The organism is Mesorhizobium sp. W050 (assembly GCF_054719535.1).
Genome location: NZ_JBTTIH010000001.1, coordinates 2,477,191 through 2,502,277, shown reverse-complemented (window position 1 = coordinate 2,502,277; position 25,087 = coordinate 2,477,191). Strand labels below are relative to the sequence as shown.

Annotated in this window: 19 protein-coding genes; 13 read left to right on the top strand and 6 right to left on the bottom strand. The window is 63.4% G+C overall.

Annotation, left to right across the window (positions count from 1 at the left end; all coding sequences use genetic code 11):
• Positions 1-24 precede the first annotated feature (24 nt).
• The 12 genes from ACYG9Y_RS12065 to ACYG9Y_RS12010 all read left to right on the top strand — a co-directional run bounded on the left by ACYG9Y_RS12065 (position 25) and on the right by ACYG9Y_RS12010 (position 17,616).
• On the top strand, positions 25-669 hold the full coding sequence (locus tag ACYG9Y_RS12065; protein WP_023738681.1) for a phage connector family protein: 645 nt from the start codon (positions 25-27) through the stop codon (positions 667-669).
• Positions 670-3,153: a phage tail protein gene (locus ACYG9Y_RS12060; protein WP_023738682.1), complete on the top strand. Its 2,484-nt coding sequence runs from the start codon at positions 670-672 to the stop codon at positions 3,151-3,153.
• Positions 3,153-3,704, top strand: a complete 552-nt coding sequence (locus tag ACYG9Y_RS12055) for a hypothetical protein (protein WP_023738683.1) — start codon at positions 3,153-3,155, stop codon at positions 3,702-3,704. Before ACYG9Y_RS12060 ends, ACYG9Y_RS12055 begins: the two co-directional genes overlap by 1 nt.
• The gene (locus tag ACYG9Y_RS12050; RefSeq protein WP_023738684.1) at positions 3,704-6,856 is read left to right on the top strand and encodes a phage tail tip lysozyme; all 3,153 of its coding nucleotides are present in this window, start codon (positions 3,704-3,706) and stop codon (positions 6,854-6,856) included. Before ACYG9Y_RS12055 ends, ACYG9Y_RS12050 begins: the two co-directional genes overlap by 1 nt.
• 91 nt (positions 6,857-6,947) lie before the next feature.
• Positions 6,948-8,906, top strand: a complete 1,959-nt coding sequence (locus tag ACYG9Y_RS12045) for a hypothetical protein (protein ID WP_460222752.1) — start codon at positions 6,948-6,950, stop codon at positions 8,904-8,906.
• Between the two features lie 10 nt (positions 8,907-8,916).
• Positions 8,917-9,198, top strand: coding sequence for a hypothetical protein (locus ACYG9Y_RS12040; RefSeq protein WP_023738687.1), 282 nt, complete (start codon positions 8,917-8,919; stop codon positions 9,196-9,198).
• Between the two features lie 2 nt (positions 9,199-9,200).
• Positions 9,201-11,738 carry a hypothetical protein gene (locus ACYG9Y_RS12035; protein WP_023738688.1) on the top strand — a complete coding sequence of 846 codons (2,538 nt, stop codon included), beginning with the start codon at positions 9,201-9,203 and terminating at the stop codon, positions 11,736-11,738.
• 57 nt (positions 11,739-11,795) lie between these two features.
• On the top strand, positions 11,796-14,348 hold the full coding sequence (locus tag ACYG9Y_RS12030) for a hypothetical protein (RefSeq protein WP_023738689.1): 2,553 nt from the start codon (positions 11,796-11,798) through the stop codon (positions 14,346-14,348).
• A gap of 298 nt (positions 14,349-14,646) precedes the next feature.
• A complete protein-coding gene (locus ACYG9Y_RS12025) occupies positions 14,647-15,960 on the top strand; it encodes an O-antigen ligase family protein (RefSeq protein ID WP_023738690.1) in 1,314 nt (437 codons plus the stop codon).
• A 49-nt stretch (positions 15,961-16,009) separates the two neighbouring features.
• The gene (locus tag ACYG9Y_RS12020; protein WP_050593127.1) at positions 16,010-16,840 is read left to right on the top strand and encodes a phage tail tip lysozyme; all 831 of its coding nucleotides are present in this window, start codon (positions 16,010-16,012) and stop codon (positions 16,838-16,840) included.
• On the top strand, positions 16,837-17,145 hold the full coding sequence (locus ACYG9Y_RS12015) for a hypothetical protein (RefSeq protein WP_023738692.1): 309 nt from the start codon (positions 16,837-16,839) through the stop codon (positions 17,143-17,145). Before ACYG9Y_RS12020 ends, ACYG9Y_RS12015 begins: the two co-directional genes overlap by 4 nt.
• A gap of 129 nt (positions 17,146-17,274) precedes the next feature.
• Complete coding sequence (locus ACYG9Y_RS12010; protein WP_050588644.1) at positions 17,275-17,616, top strand: DUF1515 family protein; 342 nt, start codon at positions 17,275-17,277, stop codon at positions 17,614-17,616.
• Between the two features lie 156 nt (positions 17,617-17,772).
• On the opposite strand, the gene ACYG9Y_RS12005 is transcribed toward ACYG9Y_RS12010, so the two are convergent.
• From ACYG9Y_RS12005 to ACYG9Y_RS11980, 6 genes are all read right to left on the bottom strand, one after another.
• On the bottom strand, positions 17,773-18,834 hold the full coding sequence (locus ACYG9Y_RS12005; protein ID WP_023696522.1) for an ABC transporter ATP-binding protein: 1,062 nt from the start codon (positions 18,832-18,834) through the stop codon (positions 17,773-17,775).
• A 39-nt stretch (positions 18,835-18,873) separates the two neighbouring features.
• Positions 18,874-19,695, bottom strand: coding sequence for a carbohydrate ABC transporter permease (locus tag ACYG9Y_RS12000; protein WP_023700756.1), 822 nt, complete (start codon positions 19,693-19,695; stop codon positions 18,874-18,876).
• A complete protein-coding gene (locus ACYG9Y_RS11995) occupies positions 19,696-20,634 on the bottom strand; it encodes a carbohydrate ABC transporter permease (RefSeq protein WP_023693414.1) in 939 nt (312 codons plus the stop codon).
• Complete coding sequence (locus ACYG9Y_RS11990; protein ID WP_023738695.1) at positions 20,634-21,971, bottom strand: ABC transporter substrate-binding protein; 1,338 nt, start codon at positions 21,969-21,971, stop codon at positions 20,634-20,636. Before ACYG9Y_RS11990 ends, ACYG9Y_RS11995 begins: the two co-directional genes overlap by 1 nt.
• A gap of 66 nt (positions 21,972-22,037) precedes the next feature.
• Positions 22,038-22,697: a GntR family transcriptional regulator gene (locus ACYG9Y_RS11985; RefSeq protein WP_023738696.1), complete on the bottom strand. Its 660-nt coding sequence runs from the start codon at positions 22,695-22,697 to the stop codon at positions 22,038-22,040.
• Positions 22,698-22,721: 24 nt separating this feature from the next.
• A complete protein-coding gene (locus ACYG9Y_RS11980; protein WP_023738697.1) occupies positions 22,722-23,606 on the bottom strand; it encodes a dihydrodipicolinate synthase family protein in 885 nt (294 codons plus the stop codon).
• Between the two features lie 258 nt (positions 23,607-23,864).
• Here ACYG9Y_RS11980 and ACYG9Y_RS11975 point away from each other — a divergent pair, with 258 nt between their 5' ends.
• Positions 23,865-25,007 (top strand): hypothetical protein, encoded by a 1,143-nt coding sequence (locus ACYG9Y_RS11975; RefSeq protein WP_023738698.1) that lies wholly within the window; start codon positions 23,865-23,867, stop codon positions 25,005-25,007.
• Positions 25,008-25,087: the final 80 nt, after the last annotated feature.

The following is a 25,087-nucleotide window of genomic DNA, read 5'->3' as shown; positions in this document are numbered from 1 at the left end:
CCGGCAAGCCGGCAGAGGGACATCATGGCCGAAGCGGAAATCGACAAGGCAATGATCGTGAATTGGGCGCTGGTCGAACTCGGGCTGGCGCCCAAATTCTCGATTGACGAACAGACCACGCTTGGCGGCCTGGTCGATATTTTCTGGCCGCGCGCGATCGCCCGCACCTTCGGCCTGCACGACTGGACCTTCTGCCGGCAGACCTTTCTGCTCACGCGGCAGGGAGCCACGCCTGTCATCGGCTACACCTATGGTTTCGATCTGCCCGGCGGCATTCTAGGGCCGCCGCTCAAGCTCACGTCCGATGCCCTGTGTAACGTGCCTTTGCGCGACTTCGCCATCGAGGGCACAACCGTTTTCACCAATGAGCCGGTCGTGTACGCGCGCTGCAAGCAGGCGCTCGACCCGGCCGCCTGGCCGCCGCAATTCGCCGACGCCTTCGCCACGCTGCTGGCCTCCTATCTTGCCGTCCCGTTGACGCAAGACAGCGACTTGAAGGCCGACAAGGAAGCGGCGGCGATCGGCACGCCGGCGACCGGCGGCGCCGGCGGCATCTTCGGCCGCCTGATCGCCCAGGATCGCGCCGGTTCGCCGATCGGTTCGCCGGCGGTCACGGACGTGCTGCACGGCGGGCGCGTCAGCAGCGAACCCTGGCACGGGCGCTGGTAGATGGTCGCGCGCCCCGCCGCACCGCAACGCTCCTGCAACGCCGGCGAATTTTCGCCGGAGGCGAAAGGCCGCGTCGACATCAAGCAGTATTATGCCGGCGGCCTTGCCTTCAAAGGCATCGAGCCGGTGCCGCAGTCCGGCTTTCGCCGCATGGGCGGCACCTGGCGCAAGGGTGAGTGGCGCAGGCCGCTTTCGGCCCGCGCCATCACGGCGCCGACGCCGGCGGCCGGACCGTTCACCGGAACGCAAACCATCTGGAGCGGCACGGTTGCCGGCACGGTCGCGGCGGTGCTGGCGGCCGGCCTGGCGATCGATGCCGGAACCGCGACATTCACCATTGAAGCCTTTGTCGGGGGCGTCTGGGTCGCGGTCGGCGGACCTTTCGCGGTCAAGACCGGAACGCCGGTCACACGGCTGGCGGCCTATGCGCCAGGCCAGCAGAAAGCCGCTACCTCGCTGCGCATCCGCGCGACATTTTCGAATGCCGGAACCAATGTGTCCGGCCTTGCCGTCTCGGCTTTTTTCGAGAGCGGAACCGCCGAGCGGCCGCGCTTTGTCGACCTGACCACCGACCAGGGCAACACTCTGGCGTGTTTCGTGACCGCCGGCATCGCCGATTTCTTCACCGACGCCGGTTTCGTCGGCTCGGCCCGCATCGCGACCGTCACGGCCGGCATGCTGCCCGACCTGGGCTTCTACTCCGAAGGCAACACGATCGGCATTTTCCACGGCCAGCTCGAAACCGTGCGGCTGTTTCTGGCGACATCGGGCCAGCTGCACGACTGGCGGCAGGATCTGTGGCCCTACGACCCCGTGCCATCGGCCGACCTTGGCGGCGTCTATGCCAAGACCGATGACGTGTGGGACATCTTCATGCGCTGGAATAACGATCCGCAAGCCTTCATCACCATCACCGTGAATGGTGAGACGACGCCCGCGGTACCGATCAAACACCTCGGCGTGCCGGTCGGAATCAACTCGGCCACCTATCCCGGCGACTGGACGCAATGGGCGGCCGATATTCAGGCGGCTCTGGTGGCGCTGCCATCGCTCGGCGCCGGCGTCACCGTTGCCGTGCAAAACCCGTCCGGCAACTACAACATGGAGCTGATCGTCACCTTTGGCGGCGCCCTGTCGGGGGAGGAATATGAACTGTCGGCGATCATCGTCAGCACGGCCGAGGTTTCGGCTTTGCCCTTCCATACACAGATAGGCAAGACCGATACCGAAGAGGTCTTTTCGACCATCAAGGGCTGGCCCGGGGAAGCGGCGCTTGTGCAGGACCGGCTGGACTACTACCGCATTCCGGCGGTGACCGGCGCCATGGCGATGAGCCGGATTGCCGAGTATTTCGATCTCAACGTCGATGGCGCCACAGATAACGCCGCACGGCTCGATAAGCTGCGCTCGCTGACCAACGAAACCATCCTGCACGTGAAGGATTCGAACAATCTCTTCATCTTCACCGACCTTGCCCTCTACTTCGTGCCGAACCGCACCATCGAGCGCAACACGCCGCTGAATTTCGTGCCGGCCAGCGAGATCGGCGCGCAGCCGAACTGCAAGCCGTTCACGCTGGAAGGCGAGGTGTACTACGTCGCCATCAACCCGCAGGGCCTGCCGTTCGCCGCCCAGGGCGGCAAGCAGGTGCTGCGCGTCACCGAAGCGGTGACATCGGCCACCACGAACTTTAATGCCGACCCGGTGTCGCTGCTGGCCTCGCATCTGGCCGACAATCTCATTCGCAGCGCCAACCAGAAGCCGGCGACCGATCTTGACGCCTCCAAGGGCTGGCTGATGCGCACCGATGGCCGCCTGATCGCCTGCCAGATGATCCGCAATCAGGACATCAACGGCTATTGCGAGTGGCTGGCGGCCGGCGGCGGCCTGGTGCGCGAAATCGGCATCGACGGCAAGAACCGGCTTTGGCTGGCGATCGAGCGCGCCGGCCGCACGTCGATCGAGCTCTACGATACCACGATCTACCTGCAGGACGCGGTCAACGCCGTCCCCGACCTTGCCGGCGTCATCACCGGCCTTGCCTTCGAGGACGGCGCCGAACTGTGGGCCAAGGCCGATGGCTATGTGCTGGGCCCGTTCGCCTGCGCCGGCGGCTCGATCGCGCTGGGCGACGCTTATGCGGCGGCCCTTGTCGGCCGCTGGATCGCGCCGCGCTTCGAGACCATGCCGCAGGTGCTGGTGACCGGCAGTGACGAGGTGGTCTTGCGCCCCGGCCGCATCCACACGCTGCACGTCAACATCGCCGACACCGACAGCATTGCGGTGGGCGCCAATGGCGAGGCGCCGGAAGATTTCGAGCTGCACGACACCAACGACCAGGTGGATGCGCCGATGCCGGTCAAGACCAAGCTTCTGACCGTCACGGGCCTGCTGGGCATGATGGAGGGCACAACCGCCGTCATCACGCAAAAGCGGCCGGGGGAGCTTCGGGTGCGCGATATCGCAATGGGGACCAAACTCTGATGCAAATCCTACTGGCAATCCCCGCGGCACTCGGATTTGGCGGCGCCACCGCCGGCGCAACGGCGGCCGGCGCTGCCGGTACGGCCGCCGCCGCAGGCAGCGGCATTTCGCTGGCCGGCATCCTGCAGGGGACGGCGACCGTGCTGGGCATCGTCTCGGCGATCGGCGCGGGCAATGCCGAAGCAGCGCAGAACGAAATGGCCGCTTCCGACGCCGAGAGCGAGCAGAGCATCGAGACGCTGCAGGGCATCAACCGGCGCACGTCGATCAAGCGCCAGATGGCCGACGCGCTGGGCGCGCAGGACGTGGCTTATGCAGGGTCCGGCGTCGACCTGTCATTCGGCACCGCAAAAGCAGCGCGCACCGACGCCTACCGCGAAGCCGATCTTGGCCTGTCCACCGCGACCGGCACCGAAATGACGCGGGTTTCGCGGCTGGCCGAGCGCGCGACAAGCTACCGCGCAGCAGCCAAATCGGCGCGCCGGCTAGGCTTCCTCAATGCGTTCACCGGCGGCGTCGACAATCTACTTTCGTTTGGGGAGCGTGGCTGATGACGACGAAACCGCTGCAGCCGGTCAGCTACCGGCCGTTTCGCGTCGAACCGGTGCTGGCCGATGGGTTGCTTCCCGTAGCGCGCCCAGGCGGCGAGCTGCTGCAGCGCGCGTCGGAAGGCCTGTTTCGCATGGCGGCGCAGGCGGGCCAGATCGCCGATCGGCAGGCGGCCAGGCAGGGCGCGCAGGCGGGCGAGCAAGCAGCACTCGCCGGCCGTCCCGATGCCGAATACACCGGCGGAGATCCCGCCGGCGGCGAAGTTTCCGTGGGCGAGACCGGCGCCAGCGCACCGGGCGGTTCGCGCAGCGAGCTGGCGAAGCGCGCCAAGGCCTACCTCATGGGCAAATATGGCGTGTCCAGCGTCTACGCGGCCGGTCTGCTGGGTCAGTTTGCCGGCGAGAGCAATTTCAACGTCAACGCCATCAATCGCGGCGACGGCGCGGACGGCTCGCACTCCATCGGCATCGGCCAGTGGAACGGCAAACGAGCGCGCAATCTCAAAGCCTTCGCCGCTTCCAAGGGCAAGCCGGTCAATGACTTTGAAACCCAGCTCGATTTCGCCATGCACGAGCTGCAGACCAGCGAAGTCGGCACCGGCCGCCGGCTGGCCGCTGCCCGCACCGTCGAGGAAGCGACCGCCGCCGGCGTCGGCTTCGAACGGCCGCAGGGCTGGACGCCCCAGAACCCCAAGGCGGCACTTGGCTGGAAACACCGGCTGGCGGCTGCGCAATCGATCTACGGCACGGAAGTTGCGGCCGGCGCCGGCGGCGACACCACGGCGGCGATCGCGCCGGCGCCGGCCGGGCCGGTCAAGGGCCTGGTCGAACCGGGCAACATCGATCTGGCAAAGCGGCCAGTGGTCAAGAACAGCGACGGTACAATCAGCACCGTGCGCTCGATGTCGTTCGAACAGGACGGCAAGGAGATACTTATCCCGACCGTTTCGGACGATGGCAAAATCTTGAGCGATGAAGACGCCATCAAGTCCTACAAGAAAACCGGCAAGCATCTTGGCGTGTTCGACAATGCCGACGACGCAACCACCTATGCCAAGTCCCTGCATGAGAGCCAGGCGCAATTCTATGGCGACGGTGGCGCCAGCAGTGGGGGCGGCAAGCCAAAGCTGGAAACCAGTGGCGGCGGCTTCCGGCCGACCGGCAGGGACACCATTCGCGGCCGCGCCTTCGACGAGGCCGGCACGAAGGTCTATCTGCAGCAGGTCGATTCGGAAATGCGGTCGACCACGCAACAGCTGTTCGAACAGTATCGCGACGATCCGGCCGGCCTCCAAAAGGCGATGGGCGACCTCAAGGGCGCGCTGAAAAAGGACCATATTTTCCCGGAAATCGAGGCCGACTATGACGTTGGCTTTGACCGGCTGGCCGACAGCTACCTTGGACAGGCGCGCGAAAACCTCGCCAAGAAGGTCGAGCTGCAGCAACGCGCCGAATTCATCGACCAGACCGGCCAGCTCGAAACCGACCAGCAGAAGCTGCTTGCCGGTTTCGACCCGACCAGCCCCGACGCCGGCGACGCGATCGCCAGCGCGCAAGCATCGATCGACCAGCACTATGACGCCGCCGTGCGCAACGGCATCATGGACCCCGACGATGCGGCGCGGGCCAAGATCGAAAGCCGCCGCAACACGGCGCTGGCCTATTACGGCAAGCAGGCCGATGCGCTCGGCGCCGATGGCGTCAAGACCATGCGCGAGGAAATGCAGAAAGACATGGCCGATGGCGGCATTGAAGGGCTGGACGGCCAAGGCTGGTCGACGCTCGACGCCGGGCTGCAGCGGCTGGAAAAGACCAAGCGCAGCGAGGCCGTGCGCGCAGAGGACGATTTTCGCGAGCGCGGCGACAAGATGGCGTTGCGCCTGCAGGCCGGGGTCGATGTCAATCCCGGCGAATTGTCCACCTTCATGATGGATGCCGCCGGCACACCAGGCGGCAAGCAGGTGCTGCAGGAAACGCTGGCGAAGATCTCCGTTGGACGCGCCATTCGCGACTTCAGCCTGCCGGAGGCCGAGAAGCACGTGGCCGGGCTGCGCAAGCAATATGGCGACAAGCCGACCGACACCGAGCTGCGCACGCTGATGTTTGCCGAAAAGATGGTGGACGAGAAGCGCAAGGAAATCTCGACCGACATGGTGAGCTATGCCGAAAAGCAGGGCATCGTGCCGGAGACACCGCCGCTGACCGATGCCGCGACGGCCGAGGACATGAGCGCGATCATGTCGCAGCGCGCCAAATCGGCCGAGCAAGCCTCGAAAGAGCTGGGCGTGCCGGCGCGCTATCTCAAGGCCGGCGAGGCCGCAGCACTCGGCAAGACAATTCGCGAAAACCCGGAAAGCGGCGCGGCCATGGCCGGCGCGATCGTGGCCGGCGCCGGCAACGCGGCCGCCGATGTGCTGGCCGAGTTCGGCAAGGATGCGCCGATGATCGCCGAAAGCGGCGCCATCATCGCCTTTGGCGGATCGCCGCGCGCGGCCGAAGACGTGATCCTTGGCTATGGCAAGACACCGGACGGCAAGGCGATGAAAGACTTTGCGACCGACGCCGCGCGCGAAAACTTCAACACGGTGGCCGGCAACGCGCTTGAACTCGCCCCGGAAGATTCGGCCCGCATCAAGAGCGCGGCCGCCTCGATCGCGCGCAAGCGAATTTCAGAGGATGGTCTAGACCCGAAATCGGACGAGGCGAAAGCCGTCCACTCGCAGGCCGTGCAGGAAGCCGCCGGCGCAGTCTACGATCGCGGCGTGCAGTTCGGCGGCTTTACCACGGTCGGCGGCAGCTATTTCTCGTCCGGCCAGAAGGTGCTTGTGCCGTCCGACATCCGCGCGGACCGCTTGGAAGACCTTTTGCACGCCGTCACCGACAGCGACCTTGCGACGCTGCCGCATCAGCCAAAGGCGGGAATAGGCTTTTTCGGGTCGATCCGCGGTGCCGGCAAGCGCGTGTCCCAGGGCGGCGCCGACACGATCCGCAACGCCACGCCGGTGGCAGTGCAGGGCGGCTTCGCCTTCGCCGCCGGCGACATCAACACCGCCGATCCGCAATGGATCATGGCCGAAGACGGCCGGCCGTTCATCCTCGACCTGGTGGCGATGCGACCAAAACTCGAAACCCGCGTGCCGGGGGCATATCGCTGATGATGGACCTGGCCATCCCCTATGTGAAAAAGGCGCTGTGGATCGCCGCCGGCGTCGCACTTGTCGTTGTCGCCGGCCTGTGGTGGTTCTGATGTTCCTCTACAAGACCAGCTTTGGCGACAACCCGACATTCGCCCCGAACTTCGCCGATACGATGGCGAAGGAACAAAGCCAGCGCGACGCGGCGGCAGCACTTTGGGACACGACGCGCGATCTGGCCGACTATCGCGATAATTCCAACGCCGAGGATATCGCGATCGGCGAGGCCTATGCGCGCCGCAACAAGGCGATCTTCGAAGCGACCGGCGTTCAACTGCCGAACCCGCGCAAGGATTTTACCGAAAAGGACCTGCAGGAAGGCGCGCGCATTGCCGACGCCGGCGGCAATCCGTGGTCGGTGATGGAAGGCCGCGAAGCCGACTGGCAGCGCCAGGCGGGCGAGCTGGCGCGTATGAAGCCGGAATTCGCCGGCGTGATCGGCATCGAGCGGCCAATCGTGCAGGACGCCTATGCGATCACGCGCGGCGCCGAGGAAGCCGCCGGCGCGGCAGAAGCGCAGGCCGACGCAGTCGGTCTCGGCCGTGGTCGCAAGCTTGCCAATACGCTCGGTGGCGGTGTTGTCGGCGCTCTGCGCGATCCAATGCAGGTGGCAACGCTGGCGCTCGGCGGCGGCGCGGCCGCCCCGGCGCGCGCGCTGGGCTGGCGGCTCTTGGAAGCGGCTGTGACCGAAGCGGCCGTCAATGGCGGCGTCGAGGCCGGTGTGCAGCTGGCCAGCCACGACTACAAGCAAAAGGCCGGCGTCGATGCCAGCCTGTCGACCGGCTTGAAACAGGTTGGACTGGCGGCGCTGTTCGGTGGCGGCTTCGGCGGCCTGCTGGAAGGCGGCCGCACGGTGGCGCGCTTGCTGGGCCGCGAGGTGCCCGAAGAGGTTTTGACGCGCGCGGCCGCCGGCGAGGCCGAGCCCGGCGACTTCAGGACGATCGCCGAAGCATTGGGCGTGACGCCGGACCCGGCAGCGGTTCGGGCCGCCGATCTGGCGGCCGAGCAGCCGGCGCTGGACGCCGCCGCATTCGGCCCGCCGCCTGCAGGCCTGACCGACGACGAAGCCGCTAGGATGGCCGCCCAGGGCCTGCGCGCGGCCGAATTGCCGGATGACATGCGCTCGTCGGCGATCGACCGCATTGTTGAAGGCCGAAAGGCCCGCGAGCCAATCCGGACGGCCGTCACGCCAGCGGGCGAGGCAATTCCGATTTCTGCCGGAGACCTGCCCGAGCGCGGCTTGGTCGTTGCCAATCGCTATGAGGACGGAAACCTTTATATCGGCAAACCCGGCGAGCCGCATTTCGCAGTCGATGATCGATATCCGCATTCGCAGCGTGGCGACCCGGTCACCACCGGATTTGTGACGCCGGACGGTCAATTCCTCGATCGCGTCGAGGCGCTAGCCTGGGTCAACGCCAACGAAAAAACCATCAAGCCTTCCTCGAACATGGCTGGCGAACTTGACGCTCTCGACTATCGAGAGCAGGTGCCGGAAGGCAAAAAGAAGGGGGTAACCGCGCAGCCGGCGGAAGTGCAAAACCCTCCTTCCTTTCTGGCAAAATTAAGCCCAGGAAATCGGGCGGCTTTTCAAGCCTCGTCCGATGTTAACAAGGATGTCGCCCTCCGTCTGGGGAGGAAAATCGACGAACTGACAGCTTCCGGCAGCGACCGGGCAAGTCAACTCTCGGAAAAACTGGGTGACATCCTCGAAGCGATGAACCTTGCTCCCGAGCCGATCTTTGTGCGCGACGGAGCGCCTGCGCCCGAGCCGGCGACGGCCGAGGCGGGCGAGGTCGCCGCGCTCGCACTGACCGAAGCGCGCCGGCCGACTGCTGGTGAGGCAAAGCCGGTCGACCTCGAAAGCACCAAGAAGCTGTCCGTCTGGGATGCGATGCCGGCGGCCAAGGCTGCTGACGGCGACATTTTACACGCCACCCACGAAACCATGATTGCCGATGCCGACAGGACCGAATTTTTCGGCGACCTGATCGCGGCTTGCAAGGATTGAGGTTGTGTTGATGACCGACGAGCAAATCAAATACATGGTCGACCGGTTCCTGCGCTGGCAACTGCCTGAACACTTCAATCCGGACGGCGGGATTAGTTTCAAGCCGGACTACAATGAACACACCGCCCACCCGATGAAACACCGGCCGGTTGGCACCAATCTTTTCGACGCCGTCCAAACAGATGCAATGGTGCGGCATATGATCGAGGGAATGCCGTCCTCCGTTGGCAATAGTGATCAGGGTCGACTTGACGCTCTGCGCACCATTTTTGCGCGACTGAAAGGCGCCTAGCCATGGGCCTGAAAGACTGCCTGATTTCCGCCGTCGAGCAGAAGGCGATCACGCGCGAGGAAGCGTCTTTCCTCGCCGACGAATTCGAAGAACGCTTTGGGCAGCACCGGCTGTCGATGGGCGACGATCTGGCCAAGGCGAAGGCGCGCAAGGATCTGGAAATTCAGCTGAAGGCGGAAGCGGCCGAAGCGCGCCGGCGGGCCGACCTGACCGAAGCGCGCCGCCTGGGCGTCAAGGGTTTCCTGCAGGGCTATCGCGGCCGCGACGGCAAGGCCAACGTGTTTGAGGGGGCGATGGCGCTGCTGTCGCATTACGGTTTTCGCGGCGAATCGAGCGTACGCGGCAAGACCGAAGCCATCATCGTCGGTGCGCAAAAGAACCTCGACAAGGTGATGTTCTCCTTCGAGCGCAAGGGCCTGCTGGGCAAGCGCGCCAACAAGGCGCTGCAAAGCGATGTGGTCAAGGAGCTGCACGGCGAGGCCGCCGGCGACGCCACGGCCAAGCAGCTGGCACGGGCGATTTCCATCGTGTTCGAAGATCTCCGGCAGCGCTTCAACGCCGCCGGCGGCGCGATCGGCAAGCTCGACAATTTCGGCCTGCCGCACGATCACAACCGGCTGAAGGTCAAGGCCGCCGGCCGCGATGCCTGGAAGGCTGAAATCACCGAATTGCTCGACCCCAGCCGGATGACCAACCCGCTGACCGGCCAGCCGCTTTCCGCCGGCGGGCTCGACCAGGCGCTTGACCATGTCTGGGAGTCCATCGTTTCGAATGGCCGGGCGCATCTGCAGCCGTCCATGGTGCGTCGCGGGCAGGGCGCCATTGCCTCGCAACGGCAGGAGGAACGTTTCCTCACCTTCCGCGACGCCGCCAGCTGGGAAGCCTACAACGCGAAATACGGCAAGGGCGATATCGTCCAGGCGATCTTCGGCCACATCAACGGCATGGCCCGCGACATCGCGGCCATGGAAGTGCTGGGACCGAACCCGACCGCCATGGTCGAGTATATGAAACAGGCGGTGGCGCACGAAATCGGCAAGCTGGAAACCGGCAAGCCGACGCTGGCCAAGGGTGCCACCATCTTCAAGGACAGCCAGGCGGCGGTGGCGGCGCACCGCATCGACAGCCTGTGGCAGAACATGCGCGGCCGGCCGGAAGTCGCCAGCGGTGCAGCACTCACCACGTCGAACATCAAGAACGTGATGACCAGTGCCCAGCTCGGCAGCACGGTTATCCTCGCCGCTGCGACCGACCCGTTTGTGTCGCGCGCCGCGCGCAAGCTGGCCGGCCTGCCGATTACCTCGACCATGCTCGACATGGTCAAGCTGATCGGCAAGGGCAATCGCGAGGAAATATTCTCGTCAGGCGTGATGTGGGAAGAATATCTGCACGTCATGAACGACGAACTGCGCTTTGCCGGGCCGGCGGTCGGCTCCAACTGGTCGCGCTGGCTTGCCGACCGCACCGTGTCGCTGACCGGCCTTTCGCCCTTGACCACGGGCCGCAAGCTCCTCGAGGCGCGCGCGTGGCAGAAGACGGTGGCCGACAATGCCGGCAAGACCTTCGGCCAGCTCGACAGCCGGTTTCGCACCGCGCTGGAAGGCTTTGGCGTGACCCCGGGGCATTGGGATATCTGGCGCCAGGCGAAAGACCCCGCCGGCTTCGTCACGCCGCGCCAGATCGAGCTGAATGGCGGCGCCGTGCAATATCTCGACATGCGCACGGCCGCGCCGTACCAGATCGCCGGCGAGGCCAAGGCGCTGGCGCATCGCGAGGCCGGAGAAAAGCTGTCGGAAGTCATCAACAGCTGGTCGGAACGCTCGGTGCCGGCCGGCACGCCGAACAGCCGATCGATCGTTACCGGGCTGGCCGAGCGCGGCTCTGTCGGCGGCGAGCTGCTGGATTTCTTTCTGCAGTACAAGAGTTTCGGCCTGTCGTTCACCGCCATGCAGCTGGAAGCGACGTTCGAAATGGCGGCACGGCGCGGCGGCGGCAAAGGGTTCCGGTCGGGTGCGGCCTATTTCGCGCCCATGGCCATCATGCTGACCATGGGCGGCGCCGCCTATATCCAGATCAAGAGCCTGCTCGACGCCAAGAAGCCGGAGGATATGAACCCGGCGACCAATCCCGGTTTCTGGCTGAAAGCCGGCCTGCAGGGAGGCGGCTTCGGCCTGTTCGGCGACTTCGTCAAATCGACCGAAAACCGCTTCGGCCAGTCGATACAGGAATCGCTGCTTGGGCCGGGCATCGCCTTCGTCGGCGACACGGCCGGGCTGACGCTCGGCAATGTGCAGGCGGCGATCGCCGGCGACAAGATCAATCCCGGCCGGCAGGTGCGCAAATATCTGCAGCGCTACACGCCGATAATCGCCTCCAACTGGCTGACGCGCGGCGTCTACAACCGCCTGGTGCTGGACAATCTGCAATGGCTGCTCGACCCCGACGCCGACAAGAGCTTCAAGGCGCAGATCGGCCTGGCGAAAAAGAACGGTACGCCCTACATCGTCAAACCCGGTCAGCTGACGCCGCTGGGCCGTTGACCATTTGACGCTTGCCGCCGCGAGTCATCCTGCAGCCTCAACCACTGAGGATTGCAGATGGCCGCGACCCCTTATCCGCTCCCGCGAGAAACCCGCGAATCCGCCATCCTTGTCGGCAACGGCACGGTTGGCCCCTACGGCCCGTCGCTCTACAAGATCTTCGACACCGCCGATGTGAAGGTGTTCGCCAAGCTGCTGGGCGCCACGGTCTACAGCGACGTGACTGCGAATTGCACCATTGCCAAGGTCAACCCGGCATCGGCCTATGACTTTTTCACGGTGACCTTCAACGCCGCGGTTCTGGCCACGACCAGCTGGAAGCACCAGGCGCGCCGGACGGCCGAGCGATCGGTGGCGGTGACCAAGGCCGGCACGCTCACGGCCGACGAGCTGGAAAAGGAACTGTCGAAACAGGCGAGCGCGCAGAGCGAACTGCGCAGGGATGTCAGCCGCGCCGTCAGCTTCCAGCTCGACTATGCCGGTGCAACCGATTTGCCGGCGGCCGAGGCCGGTAAGGTACTCGGGTGGGACGCCAGCGGCACCAAGCTGGAAAACAAGTCGCTTCTGTCGTTCGGCTTAGCCACCGTTTCGGCGCTGATGACGACTGTCCTGGCGCTGGCGACCTATGCCGAAGCATGGCTTGTCCTTAAGCTCAACGGCTCGCTGTCAACCCGGGCACTGATCAAGGCGCTTACGCCACAGGTCGGCATGTCGGTGCTGCTCACCGAGCCTGGTCGCGTTGGCAATTTCATATGGCGCCTGGGCGACTACTCGGCACAGATCGCAATGGACACGTCGGAAGGCGTCTATCTGAAAGCGGATAGCGTGGCGTCGAACGTGGGCGCGTGGGTCCGCGATTTCGAGATACTGACGGTCGAGCATTTTGGGGCGTCGACAACGGCGACTAGGGCGGCAAACCGCGCGGCGATCCAGTGCGCGATCAATGTCGCACAGGCGTACGTCGGTGGCTTAATGGTCCGCGACGCTTATTTGACGGATGGCGCTGTTGTCCAAACGGCGGCAATGCAGTTCTGGGGGTATCACGCCGACAAGTCGAAGATCGTGACCAACGCGGGCGCGGCGCTTTCGATCGTGCCGACTGCGGGGATCGCGACCGACAACACTTGGTGGGGCTGGAAAAACCTCACTTTGCAGACGACGGAAGTAGGGCGCTACGGCATCGAATATGCGTCGGCCGGCAACGAGTATATGTCGAATTTCATCGTTGAAGGCGTCAAGGCCTCAGGGCCGGCTGGCGGTGTGTCGTTCGATAGTTCGGGCTCAACGGTGGGAATTTTCTCGTGCACGTTCCGGCGCAATTGGTTCGACAATGGCTCTCTGTTTAAAGACATTGGCGACAGCGTTCACATCCTCGAAAACACTGTCAACGGGAACAATATCGGCATCCTTGTCAACGGCGTAAAGGGCGGCGCACAACAGCTGGTGATTGCCGACAACAACATCACGACACGTTCGGAATGCGTCTACCTCCTGAATGTGTCGGCTGCACACATCGACCGCAACTGGATGGAAACGCCGTCTTACCTCGGCAGCTACACGGGAACCACCGGGGCGCTCCTATACACTCAGGCATGCCCGAACACGCGCATCGAGCGCAACACCATCCAGCCGCTTAACGCTGTCATGATCGGTTTGGGCCAGACGGCGGCGGCATATTCGATCCGGCTCAACACATCGGGCGATGCAAGCATCATCGAAGGCAATCGCCTGATCGCAATTGGCAACACCGGCCATATCCAAATCGGTGGCGGCGTCACCAACACGTACATCAAGGAAGAAAACAAGTTCGACGCCACGCCGATCATCACCGATGCCGGCACCGGGACGTTCGGCGCAGGCAACACTCCCGGCGTGTTCAACCAAGTTGTTAGGTTCACGACGACGGCGCAATTCACGTCGGTCGACATCGCCGAAAGCACAAACGCCGGCACGGGCAACGGCCCCTATCGGGAGATCTACCGCAACAAAGCGGGCGGGGCGGCGGTCAACGACGGGATCGGCGGCTTCCTCTGGTACATGAATAACTCGGTCGGAGTTAAAACCAATCTCGGCTACATCACGATGACCGTCCTTGATCCGGTGTCGGGAACGGAAGACGGACAGTTCAACATCGCGCGTATGCTGGCCGGCGCTCTCGTTGTCGGCATGACTTACGGCGCGACGTTCAACTTCACCACTGGCGGCACCTTCACCGGCACGATCACGCCGGCAACAAACGACGGCGGCGCGCTCGGAACTGGCGCGTTGGGATGGTCCGATTTGTTCGGGGCAACCGGCTTCGTCTGGAATATCGGCAACGGCAATTACACCGTCACGCACGCGGCGGGGCAGTTGACCTTCAGCGGGATCGTAATCGCCACGCAGTACAACGTTGGCGCTAACAAGGTCGTTGGCGCTCGCGACACCGGTTGGACGGCTATGACCGGCACGGGTGCGAAGACGGCGCTTGCGGCTGCTGCGGCCGGCACGGCGTCGGGCGCTTACGTCCAGGCCGAATTGCAAGGGGCGTTGAACCGGGTCGCGGCGCTTGAGGCCCGCTTGCGCTCGCTCGATGCGGCTCTAGTAACCCACGGCCTGATCGGCCCGTAACGGTTTAACCTGTTATCATCTTCTCGCAAAGGTTGGGCGCGTTCCCATGCGCCACGCAGTCGCTCAAGAAAGCTGCATCCCTGGCTGCTACGGAGATCAGGGCAGCTGCGAATGCCAGACCGACAACAATGATACAGGCGATCGGCCGCAGTTCACGATCCAAGAATGCGTACAGGTGTGACAAACGTCGCCTCCGTTTAATTGTGGCTAGCAGCATAAGGACCCTTGAGCGAAAGCGAAAGGGTTTACCGCCTGCCTTTTGCTTGTGTATGTGGAAGCTGCTTGCAGAGGGCGACGGATGAGTCTTCAAATTGGTGGTCAGAATTCCGGCCGTTCTTGGCTGACGTTCTTGTTCGTCGCTGCCATTTTTGTGGGCAGCGTTTGGCTCGGAAAGATCACGCTCCCGATCAGCATTCTCGTCTTGCCGTTGTTTTTCGTGGACCGTTCCCAGCTGAGCATCCGTGTGCCGCCTGCTGCGCTCCCTTTGCTGGTGATCGGGGCTATCATCGTTTGCCAGTTCTTGATGAACTACGGGAACCCGGCCTTCAAGTGGAAGGCTGATTTGGCGGTGTGGCTTCCGGTTGTTTTCGCTGGAATGACTATCGTAGCATTGAGAAATCAAGGACTGCCTGATCGGCAAACCTTGCTCGCGATGAATATCGGCGGTTGGCTGACATCTGCGATCATGGTGCTTATGATCCTGTTCGCGCCAAAGGACATGTTTCTGTTGCCTGGGCAGAACGCTACCGTTGTCGAAAACACCTATGCCTCACAACGACAGCAGGACGTTGCGGCGGCGACAAAGCCAGCGCCTTCGGTGAACACGGCAGCGCCGTTGCCAACACGGGCGACCGCGCCGGTTGCTGTAGCAGGGAGAGAGGCTTTTGCGCCCGGAATAAAAGGCGGCGACCAAGCCTTTTACGATCTAAAAAACAGGGCAAAAAATGCACTTGGCGTATCAAACTATATCGCAGTCTTTCTGGTCTTTCTTGCCGCCGTTTCGCTGTTTTCCAGACATCCTCTTGCAGCGGCGGCGTTCGGAGCGTTGACGCTGGTCACGCTGTCGCGGTTTGGGATCATCGTTCTTGGCGTCGTGATTGTCATCTACCTATTGCGCAAGAGGATCGGGCCGACAAAGGCAGCGATTGGGTCGGCGATCCTCATGGGTGTTGGACTCGTAGGGCTTTTTCTGTTCCGACAGGACTTGTCGCTGTTGCCAGGGTCGGCGTCGGTGGTCTCGCGGTTCGAGTATTGGCAGTCCGGCATCGAAGCGCTTGCACTGCACCCCGTGATCGGCTCGCCGCGCTCGGTGCTGCTGGTTGAGATGGGCAATAGCATCACTTGGAACCCGCACAATTGGTTGCTGTGGACTGCTGTGAATTTTGGCCTTGTCGGCCTCGTCGCCTACTGCGGATATGCCTTCATTGCCATGCGCGAGGTATGGATAGCGTCGCGAACGTCTTCGCTGTGGACCGGCGTCTTTGTCGGGCTGATGATGATGCTTGCATGGGGCCTTGAAGAAATCGTCGTCTTAACACCGGCTTTCGAAGTATTGTTCGCCGCAATGTATGCGCTGGCCCGAAACAGGAACGTGGCCGCCCCTCCCAATTGACGATTCTTGCCCACGACTATCCTGCCGGCAACCATAGGAGGTTTGCGGCATGGCAAAGGGCAAGGCACAGGATGATCTGTTTCGTTCGAAGGCGCCGTGGATCATGGCGCTGCTGATGCGCGATTTTCAGCTGCAGCTGGACGACGTCGCGGCGATCGTCGGCAATCTCGGCCATGAGAGCGGTGGCTTTGCCTCGCTGCAGGAAACCAAGCCGACCGTGCCCAGTTCGCGCGGCGGCTTCGGCTGGGCGCAGTGGACCGGCCCGCGCCGGCGCAGCTATGAAGCCTATTGCAAGCGCGCCGGCCTCAATCCCGTGGTCGACCAGGCGAATTACGGTTTCCTGTTTTCCGAGTTGAAAGGGGCGTATCGAGGCGCGATCGCCAAGCTGGTCGCGGCCAAGGGGCTTAACGCCAAGGTCAAGGCCTTCGAGCTGGCCTATGAACAGGCCGGCGCCAAGCACTATGCCAGCCGCAACCAGTGGGCGGCAATCGCGCTCGATGCCTGGCACAATGACAGGCCTTTGAAGCTGCCTGATTGGGCCGTGCGCGGCGCAGGCAAGCCCGCCAGCGCGCAAGAGCCGGCTGCGCCGTCTTCGGACGCCGGCCCGGCGGCGAAACCCGCTCCTGTGCCCCCGCCTGTCGTCGTGGAAAAGCCTGTCGTGGTCGACCCCGGCGAACTGCACAAGCCGGTGACCAAAACCAAGACCTTCTGGACGTGGTTGCTGACGGCGCTTGGCGCGCCTCTCGCTGCCTTCGGCAATTTCGATTGGCGCGTGCAGCTGGCGATCGTCGCCTTGATCGTCGCGTTTGCCGTCTACGGCATCACGCGCCGCGCCCAGCTCGCCCAGGCGGTGCGCAGCCTCAAGGCAGAACTCGAATGATCTGGCTCGGCACAGCCTTCAGCCTGGGCCTGCCGGCGGTAGCCAAGGCGCTAGGAGCGCTTTGGCGCTTCGCGATGACGCCGTTGGGCCGCGTCGTGCTGCTTGCCCTGCTGGTGGCCGTCCTTGTGGCGGCCGCCTACCTTTACGGCCGCCATGACGGCCGCGCTGCACTTGCCGCCGAGCTGGCCGGCGACCGCATCACAATTCTTCGGGACGGAAAGGCGATCGACAATGAAGTGCTTGCCGCTGATGATCCTGCTTTGTGCGCTCTGCTCGGTGGTTGCCTGCAGCCCGACGCTGACTAGCCCCTGCGACGTGCTTGTGGCCATGCAACCAAAGCCGGCGACGAATTCTTATATCGTCGCCAATGACCGCAGCTTCGCCGTCGCCGTGGCGCAGCATCGCGGCCGCTTCCAGAAGTATCGGTGCAGCTGATGACCGCCAGCCTCAACGAGATCTATGATCGCCTGGGTCGCCTGACCGCGACCCTCGAAGGCGTGTCCGAGCATCTTGAGAGGCAGGACAGAAAGAGCGAGGCGAGCCGGGGCACGATGCACAAGCGGCTCGATGATATCGCGCTGCGTGTCGGCTACCTCGAAAGTGATATGGGCGCCGTGAAGACGACAACGACCGACATGAAAGTGGTCACCGACGAAGTGGTGGAATGGAAGCAGCGCGGCATGGGCGCGCTGGGCGTGATCGGAATAGGCGGCGCTGTCCTGGGCGGCGCGACCGTCTGGTTTTGGGGCCAGATACTGCAGGCGCTGCGCGGCTAGAAGCGTGCGACTTTCGCGCGGCCGATTTTGTAAGTGGTTGATTTTGCTGAATTACTGACGAACTTTTAATCAGTAGGTCTCGGGTTCGAACCCCGACGCGCTCACCAGAAATATTTCGTGCGGAAGTTGCTCCCTGTCAGCAGCCCCCATCGCCGCCTACAATCGCCGCCCGGTCTTGACGTCGAACAGATGAGCACAGGCGCGGTCGATCTCGATGCGCATCTGCTCGCCCTGTTTCAGTGCCAGCCGCTCGCGGAAAAGGCAGGAGATTTCTTCTCCGGCGCAGTCGACCCTGGCAAAGATTTCCGAACCCGTTGCTTCCAGAAGCACGATCGTGCCGGGGATTCCTTTGGCGGTCGTCGCTCGGATGTGTTCGGGGCGGATGCCGTAGATGAGGTCGCCGCCGGGAATGTTGGTCAGGTCGATGCCTTCCGGCAGCGGCAAGATCAGTCCACCGGCGCTGCGGAAAACACCTTCCTCGACATGGCCGCGAATGAAATTCATCGCCGGCGAGCCGATGAAGCCGGCAACGAAGAGGTTGGCCGGGCGATCGTAGAGATCGAGCGGCGCGCCGATCTGTTCGACAAGGCCGTCATGCAGCACGACGATCTTGTCGGCCATGGTCATGGCCTCGATCTGGTCGTGCGTGACGTAGATGGTGGTGGTTCCCAGCCGCTGGTGCAGCGCCTTGATCTCGCCGCGCATCTGCACGCGCAATTTGGCGTCGAGATTGGACAGCGGCTCGTCGAACAGGAACACCTGCGGGTCGCGCACGATGGCGCGGCCCATGGCGACGCGCTGGCGCTGGCCGCCGGAAAGCTGACGCGGATAGCGGTCGAGCAGCTTGTCCAGGCCGAGAATGCTGGCGGCCCTGCCGACGCGGCCGGCGGTGTCGGCCGGATCGGCTTTCTTGATCTTCAGGGCAAAGCCCATATTGTCGGCCACCGTCATATGCGGATAGAGCGCGTAGTTCTGGAACACCATGGCGATGTTTCGGTCGCGCGCCCTGAGATTGTTGACGACGCGATCGCCAATGGCGATCCTGCCGCCCGAGATCGTTTCCAGTCCGGCAATCATGCGCAGCAGCGTCGACTTTCCGCAGCCCGACGGCCCGACCAGGATGACGAATTCGCCATCGGCGATGTCGACGCTGACATCGTGGATGATCTTGGCGGCTCCGAAAGCCTTCTGAACGTTGTTGATTGTTACCGATGCCATTGGATCTCTCCCGGAAATGAGTGATGTCGGGGCCGTGCCTCAGCCGCCCTTGACGGCGCCTGCGGTCAGCCCGGCGACGATCTGCCTTTGCGCGAACAGGGTCAGCACCAGCACCGGCAGCGTGACCACAAGTGCTGCGGCGGCGAGCGGGCCCCAGCTCACCTGCTCGTAGGAAAGCATGTTGTAGACGGCGACCGGCAGCGTGCGGGTCTCGCGGCTGGCGAGCACAATGCCGAAGACGAAATTGTTCCATGAGAAGATGATCGACAGGATGAAGGCGACGACAATGCCCGGCTTGGCGATGGGCAAGGCGACCAGCCGGAACACCTGCCAGGAACTGGCGCCATCGATGTTGGCCGCTTCTTCCAGCTCCATCGGCGTGGTCTCGAAATAGCCGATCATCACCCAGACCACGATCGGCACCGTCACCACCAGATGGATGATGATCTGCGGCCACAGCGTGCCGAGAATGCCGACCCACTGGAACAGCAGGAACAGCGGAATGAGATAGGAAAGCCCCGGCGTCATGCGGGCGATCATGATGACCACCGCCGAGCGTTCGGCCTTGAGCCGCGCGATGCCATAGCCGGCCGGCACGCCGATGAGCAGCGCGAGCAACGTTGCCGTGCCCGTCACCAGAACCGAATTCCAGAAATAGAGCAGGAAATTGTTCTCCTCGAATACCTTCACATAGTTCGACCAGGCGAGATGTTCCGGGATCAGGATCGGCGGGTATGCACCGTTGTCGATCTCGAACTTCAGCGACAGCGAGATCATCCAGAGGAAGAACAGGATCGCCGGCGAGACGAAGACCAGAGCCGCGAAAAACAGCCCGATCCGGTTGAGCAGCCGTGAACTCATCTATTTGCCCTCCACCCCGATCCATTGGGAGCGCTGGCGCAGCATCAGCAGGATGAAGGACAGCGCGACGATGACGATGAAGAACACCACGGCCATGGCCGAGCCATAGCCGATGTCGTAGTAGGAGAAGGCGGTGTTGTAGAGATAGATGTTGATGGTTTCCGAGGCCGTGCCCGGTCCGCCTTGGGTCATGGCATAGATGATGTCAAAACTTTTCAGCGCATCGATGGTGCGGATGATCATCGCGATCATCAGGAACGGCGCGATCATCGGCAAGGTGAGATAGCGGAATTGCTGCCAGGCGTTGGCGCCATCGATCTCGGCGCTCTCGAAGGGCTCGCGCGGCACGGAGGCCAAGCCGCCCAGCACGATCAGCATCACCAGCGGCGTCCACTGCCATGTCTCGACCGCAACCAGGGACGGGATGACCGTCCTGGCATTAAAGATCCATTCCTGCGCCGGGATGCCGACCAGCGACAACAGATAGTTGAGCACGCCGAGCTGGGGATGGAACATCATCGTCCAGACCAGCGCCACGGCGACTGGCGTTGCCATCATCGGCATGACGAAGACGCCGCGCAACAGGCCGCGCAGCGGAAATTTGGCGTCGAAGATCAGCGCCGCGACAGTGCCGAGGAACATCGGCGCCGCAACCGAAAGCGCCGTGTAGGTCAGCGTATGGAAAAGCGATTCCCAGAAGCGTTGGTCGACGGCCAGCCGCAGGTAATTTTCCATCCCGGCAAAGCTTCGCGCCTGGCCGAGGGTCCAGCGGTTGACGCTCATCCACAGTGTGAAGGCCCAGGGAAAGACGATCACGGCGCCGACGACGACGAGCGCCGGGACGACGAAAGGCCAGTAGTTGGGAGCCAGCCGGATGGTCTGGCTCCCTTCGATGGCTTGCGTCGTCACCCCGGTGCGTTCTGGGGTGATGGCGGACATCAGCCTTGCTCGCTCCGGTCGAGCACCGGCTGGAACTGCTCGGTGGCCTTCTTCAGTTCCTCCGCCGGATCGGCGCCGGCGATCAGATTGGTCAGCGCCACGCCATAGATGTCGCGGAACTCGGTGACCGGAATGATGACCGGCAGCGACAGCCGGCTGACATTGCCCGAGCCGACCACGGCATCGAGCCAACTCGCCGGCATGGTGACGCCTTCGCGCACCTTGGGATTTTCCAGCACCGACTTGCGGAACGGCACGCCGGCACCCGCCTGCAGCAGGCGCGCGCCCATCGCGGGCGAAATCGCCCACTGGCAGAAGAGGTAGGCGGCCTCCTTCTTCTCGCTGGCGGCCGTCACGCCGAGGCCGTCGCCAAAGGTGCCGGCGGCATGCGCCTTAGGCCCCTTGGGCATGACGCCGTAGCCAACCTTGCCGACAACTCGTGACTTTTCCGGATTTTCCATTGGCGGGGCAAAGCCGACGCCATCGAACCACATCCCGATCTTGCCTTGCAGGAAGGCGGACTGGGCTTCGGCCCAGTTGAATCCGGTGACGCCTGGAGGCGCCGACTTGGTCATCAGCCGCTGGTAGAGGCTGGCCGCCTCGACCGCATCGGGCGAGGTCGTGCGCAGCTTGCCCTTGTCGTCGAGCGGCGTCATGTCGTAGCCGAGCATAAGCGACGTCCACACCGGCGTGTTGGCGTTCTTGAGGCCGCGGGCGACAAAGCCGTAGGTGTTGGTCGACGGGTCGGTCAGCGCTTCGGCGGCCGCCATCAGTTGCTCGAAGGTTTCAGGGTATTTGAGGCCCTTGGCCTCGAACAATTCCTTGTTCCAGTAGACGATCCAGTAGTCGACTGAGAACGGCAGCGAGCGCAGCACGCCCTGGCCGTCCTTGGCAAACAGCATGCCGGCATCGGCGAAATCGGTTTCCACCAGCGTAGGATCGGTCAGGGTCGGGTCGGCGAGATAGCCTGATATGTCGGCCAGCCAGCCCCCCTTTTCGAACTGCCGCTTCTGCACGTGGTAGCTCAGATGCACGACGTCGAAGCTCGGTTTGCCGGAGCTCAGTTCGATCACCGTCTTCTGGCGCTGCTGCTGTTCCGGCGTCGCTTCGGCATTGACCTTGATCCCGGTCAGTTCCTCGAACTCGGCGATGTATTTTATCAGCGTGTCGCTGCGCGGGCTTTTCACCAGATTGACGTCAAGCGTCGTTCCCGCAAAGCGCTTCCAGTCGACGCCGGCGGCAAAGCTTGGGCGAACGCCGGCAAAGCCGGCGGCGGCAAGGGCGGCGGTTCCCTGGAGGAGTTGCCTCCTGGTTGGGTTGAACAGATTGGACGACATTTTCTTCCTCCCGGTTGTTGTCGTTGTCGATTGCGCCGCAGCGACCGCGGCGCGGCTCATGCTTCCTCAGATTTGCAGCGCCAGCCGGCGCGCCTTGTCGATATGCTGGCTAATGGCCTCGACCGCCTTGCCAGGATCGCGGCTCTGCATCGCATCGATCACCGCCAGGTGCTCGCGCATGACCGGCACGACGCGCCCGTCGATACGGAACCGCTCCTGGTGGATCAGCCGGATCTTCACCGAATTGACCAGATAGGCCTTGGCGATGATCTCGTTGCCCAGCGCATCGATGAACGTGTCGTGCATGGCCCAGTCGATGGTCTGCGCCTTGGCCTCCATCTCCGGCGTCGGGGTATGCGCCAGCGCCTGGGCAAGCATGTCCTCATGCTCGCGCCGCAAGCGGGCAAGCTCGGCGTCGGACGCGCTGACCGTAAACAGCGCCACCGCTTCACGCTCCATGAACAGGCGGAACTGAAAGGCCTCGCGGATCAGGCTGATATCGATATGGGCGATCTGCATGCCGCGCTGCGGGAAGGTCGTCAGCAGTCCTTCCGCCTCGAGACGCGGCACGATCTCGCGAATGGCGCCGAGCGGCAGTCCGGTGAAGGCAACCAGCTCACGCTGCGACACGAACTGGCCCGGCTTGAAGTCGCGCGCCAGCAAATGCCGCGTGAAGCTGGCATAGGCCTTCTCCCTGAGGGTGGTCGGTTCGTTGCCGTCTTCCATTTCGGCGCGCCTTCTCTTTGCCGGTCAGGCCGGTTCCCTGGCAAACAAGCTGTCATAGGCTGCGGCAAGCTGCTGCTGCCCTTGCGACGCGATCGGCTCCAGCGGCGGACGGACCGCCAGCCAGCGCTCGTCGCCGGTCTTACGCGCCACCATCACCTTTACCGCCGGGGTGACCGGATATTTGAGCAATTCGAGCACAAAACTCTCGACGCGAGGATCGTCGCGCCCGTCCTCGGCCATGGCGCGGATTTCGCCCGGGACGAAATTGGCCATGCCCGAGATTGCGCCTTGACCACCCAGTCGCACCGCACGCGCCAGATGCCTTTCATCGCCGATCAGGATCACCAGATCGCCATGGGCGGCAAGCAGCGCCTCGCTGTAGCTCCAATTTCCACCGGAATCCTTGACCCCGGCGACCACGTCGGGAAAAGCAGTGCGCAACCGGCCGATCAGGCCAAGCGAAAGCTGCACCATGGTAACCGAAGGGATGTTGTAGAGCAGCACGTCACGGGCGAGGGGGCCGAGCGCGGCAAAGACGGCGGAAAACCAGCCGAAAAGGCCGTCGTCGCCGACATTCTTGAAGTAGCTTGGCGGGGCCAGCAGAATGTTTCGGGCGCCGCGCTGCAAGGCATGCTGTGCCTGTTCGGCGGCGTCTTCGGCGGCGTCGACCAGCACGCCGGCAACGAGTTGATGCGGCAGGATTCCAGCAGCCAGCATGGCCTCGGTCACCGACCGCCGCTCCGTCGTGCCCACCGATGCGCCTTCCCCTGTGGTGCCGAAAAGCGTCACGCTGCCGCAACCCTGCGCCAGGCAACTTTCGGCCTGAGCGATCATGGGGGCGGTGGCGATCTGCCCGCGGGCATCGAAAGGCGTGGCGAGAGCGGCCGAAAGGCCAAAGCGTGATGTCACCGGAAGGTCTCCGAAGCAGGTATGTATGCTGTGCTAGCACACTAACATGTTAGTCGTAAATTGGGGTGGTGCGCTTTTTTAACAGCGGAGGCCCCCCACCTTTTTTATCGAGAGGTTCACGGGTTCAAGCCATGGCGGATCGAGACCATTGGCGAAACAGCAGGATGGCCCAGTGTTCGGGCGCGGAGCGGCAGCTCCAACCTTGTCCCCATCCCAGTCGATGGCTAAACTCAGCCTTTCCCAGGGGAGGGTTCTGACATGACACTTCAGCTTTCGGCGGATGCTGTCGCTCCTAAGGCGGCGGCGCCTCAAAAGTACCTCTTCGGCCCGGTCGCCGATTTCCTCATGCTGGGCGGCAGCGCGTTTCTCATCCTGCCGGTGCTGTTTCTCGTTCCCCTCGAATATGAGGGTCCGGTGGCCGCAACGATGGTGATCGTTGCCTATCTCGTGAACTATCCCCACTTCGCCCACTCCTACCAGCTTTTCTACCGCAATTTCGGGCGCAAGGTGACGGGCGACGGCTACGACAGGAGCCTGCAGCTTCGCTACATCTTCGCGGGCATTGTCGTGCCCCTCGCCATGGCCGGGTTCTTCGCCTATGGCGCGGCGGCGGCGAACACGCGCCTGCTCGGCTATGCCACCAACGCGATGTTCTTTTTCGTCGGCTGGCACTACGTCAAGCAGGGCTATGGCATGCTGATGGTGGATGCGGTGCTGAAGCGCAAATTCTTCGACGACCGCGACAAGAAGGTGCTGCTGGTCAACTCCTATGCGGTGTGGATCCTGGCATGGCTGCAGACGAATACCGCAGTCACCCAAGGCAAATATTACGGCCTGGACTATTACACCTTCGCGGCCCCTTCCTGGGTCACCAACATCGCCATGCTGGCGGCCGTTGCGTCGACGGCGGCTACGCTTTTGATGCTGGTCAATCGCTGGCGGAAGAACGGCGGCGGCCTGCCTTATAACGGTCTGGTGGCCTATGTCGCGTCGCTCTATCTCTGGATCCTGATTGCAAGGATAAACCCGCTCTGGCTGCTGATCGTGCCAGCGCTCCACTCGCTGCAGTACCTCGCCGTGGTCTGGCGCTACCAGACGAACGTCGAGCGCGACAGCTTGGACGCTGAAGGCGATCCGCAGCCGAAAATCCTGTCCTTTCTTGGACCCCTATACAGGTTTCGGCTCCTCGGCTTCATCGTCGGCGGCACGGCCCTTGGCTATCTCGGCTTCTGGCTGATCCCATCCGCGCTGACGGCCTTGATCCCGTATGACAGGCAAGTGCTGGGGTCATCGCTGTTCTTCTTCATCGTGCTCATCTTCATCAATGTGCACCATTATTTTCTCGACAATGTGATGTGGCGCCGTGGCAATCCGGAGGTATCGAAGTATCTGTTCCGCTGACTGATGCGCAGACTGTCGAGCCCGGTTTTCGTCAGCTGTCGAGTATGCCATTGCGAGCGTGATCGTCAGTGCAACGGAGA

Bases quoted from the DNA above. Each gene is read 5' to 3' on its own strand.
- ACYG9Y_RS12065 (WP_023738681.1), top strand. From the start codon at position 25: ATGGCCGAAGCGGAAATCGACAAGGCAATGATCGTGAATTGGGCGCTG.
- ACYG9Y_RS12060 (WP_023738682.1), top strand. From the start codon at position 670: ATGGTCGCGCGCCCCGCCGCACCGCAACGCTCCTGCAACGCCGGCGAA.
- ACYG9Y_RS12055 (WP_023738683.1), top strand. From the start codon at position 3,153: ATGCAAATCCTACTGGCAATCCCCGCGGCACTCGGATTTGGCGGCGCC.
- ACYG9Y_RS12050 (WP_023738684.1), top strand. From the start codon at position 3,704: ATGACGACGAAACCGCTGCAGCCGGTCAGCTACCGGCCGTTTCGCGTC.
- ACYG9Y_RS12045 (WP_460222752.1), top strand. From the start codon at position 6,948: ATGTTCCTCTACAAGACCAGCTTTGGCGACAACCCGACATTCGCCCCG.
- ACYG9Y_RS12040 (WP_023738687.1), top strand. From the start codon at position 8,917: ATGACCGACGAGCAAATCAAATACATGGTCGACCGGTTCCTGCGCTGG.
- ACYG9Y_RS12035 (WP_023738688.1), top strand. From the start codon at position 9,201: ATGGGCCTGAAAGACTGCCTGATTTCCGCCGTCGAGCAGAAGGCGATC.
- ACYG9Y_RS12030 (WP_023738689.1), top strand. From the start codon at position 11,796: ATGGCCGCGACCCCTTATCCGCTCCCGCGAGAAACCCGCGAATCCGCC.
- ACYG9Y_RS12025 (WP_023738690.1), top strand. From the start codon at position 14,647: ATGAGTCTTCAAATTGGTGGTCAGAATTCCGGCCGTTCTTGGCTGACG.
- ACYG9Y_RS12020 (WP_050593127.1), top strand. From the start codon at position 16,010: ATGGCAAAGGGCAAGGCACAGGATGATCTGTTTCGTTCGAAGGCGCCG.
- ACYG9Y_RS12015 (WP_023738692.1), top strand. From the start codon at position 16,837: ATGATCTGGCTCGGCACAGCCTTCAGCCTGGGCCTGCCGGCGGTAGCC.
- ACYG9Y_RS12010 (WP_050588644.1), top strand. From the start codon at position 17,275: ATGACCGCCAGCCTCAACGAGATCTATGATCGCCTGGGTCGCCTGACC.
- ACYG9Y_RS12005 (WP_023696522.1), bottom strand. From the start codon at position 18,834: ATGGCATCGGTAACAATCAACAACGTTCAGAAGGCTTTCGGAGCCGCC.
- ACYG9Y_RS12000 (WP_023700756.1), bottom strand. From the start codon at position 19,695: ATGAGTTCACGGCTGCTCAACCGGATCGGGCTGTTTTTCGCGGCTCTG.
- ACYG9Y_RS11995 (WP_023693414.1), bottom strand. From the start codon at position 20,634: ATGTCCGCCATCACCCCAGAACGCACCGGGGTGACGACGCAAGCCATC.
- ACYG9Y_RS11990 (WP_023738695.1), bottom strand. From the start codon at position 21,971: ATGTCGTCCAATCTGTTCAACCCAACCAGGAGGCAACTCCTCCAGGGA.
- ACYG9Y_RS11985 (WP_023738696.1), bottom strand. From the start codon at position 22,697: ATGGAAGACGGCAACGAACCGACCACCCTCAGGGAGAAGGCCTATGCC.
- ACYG9Y_RS11975 (WP_023738698.1), top strand. From the start codon at position 23,865: ATGACACTTCAGCTTTCGGCGGATGCTGTCGCTCCTAAGGCGGCGGCG.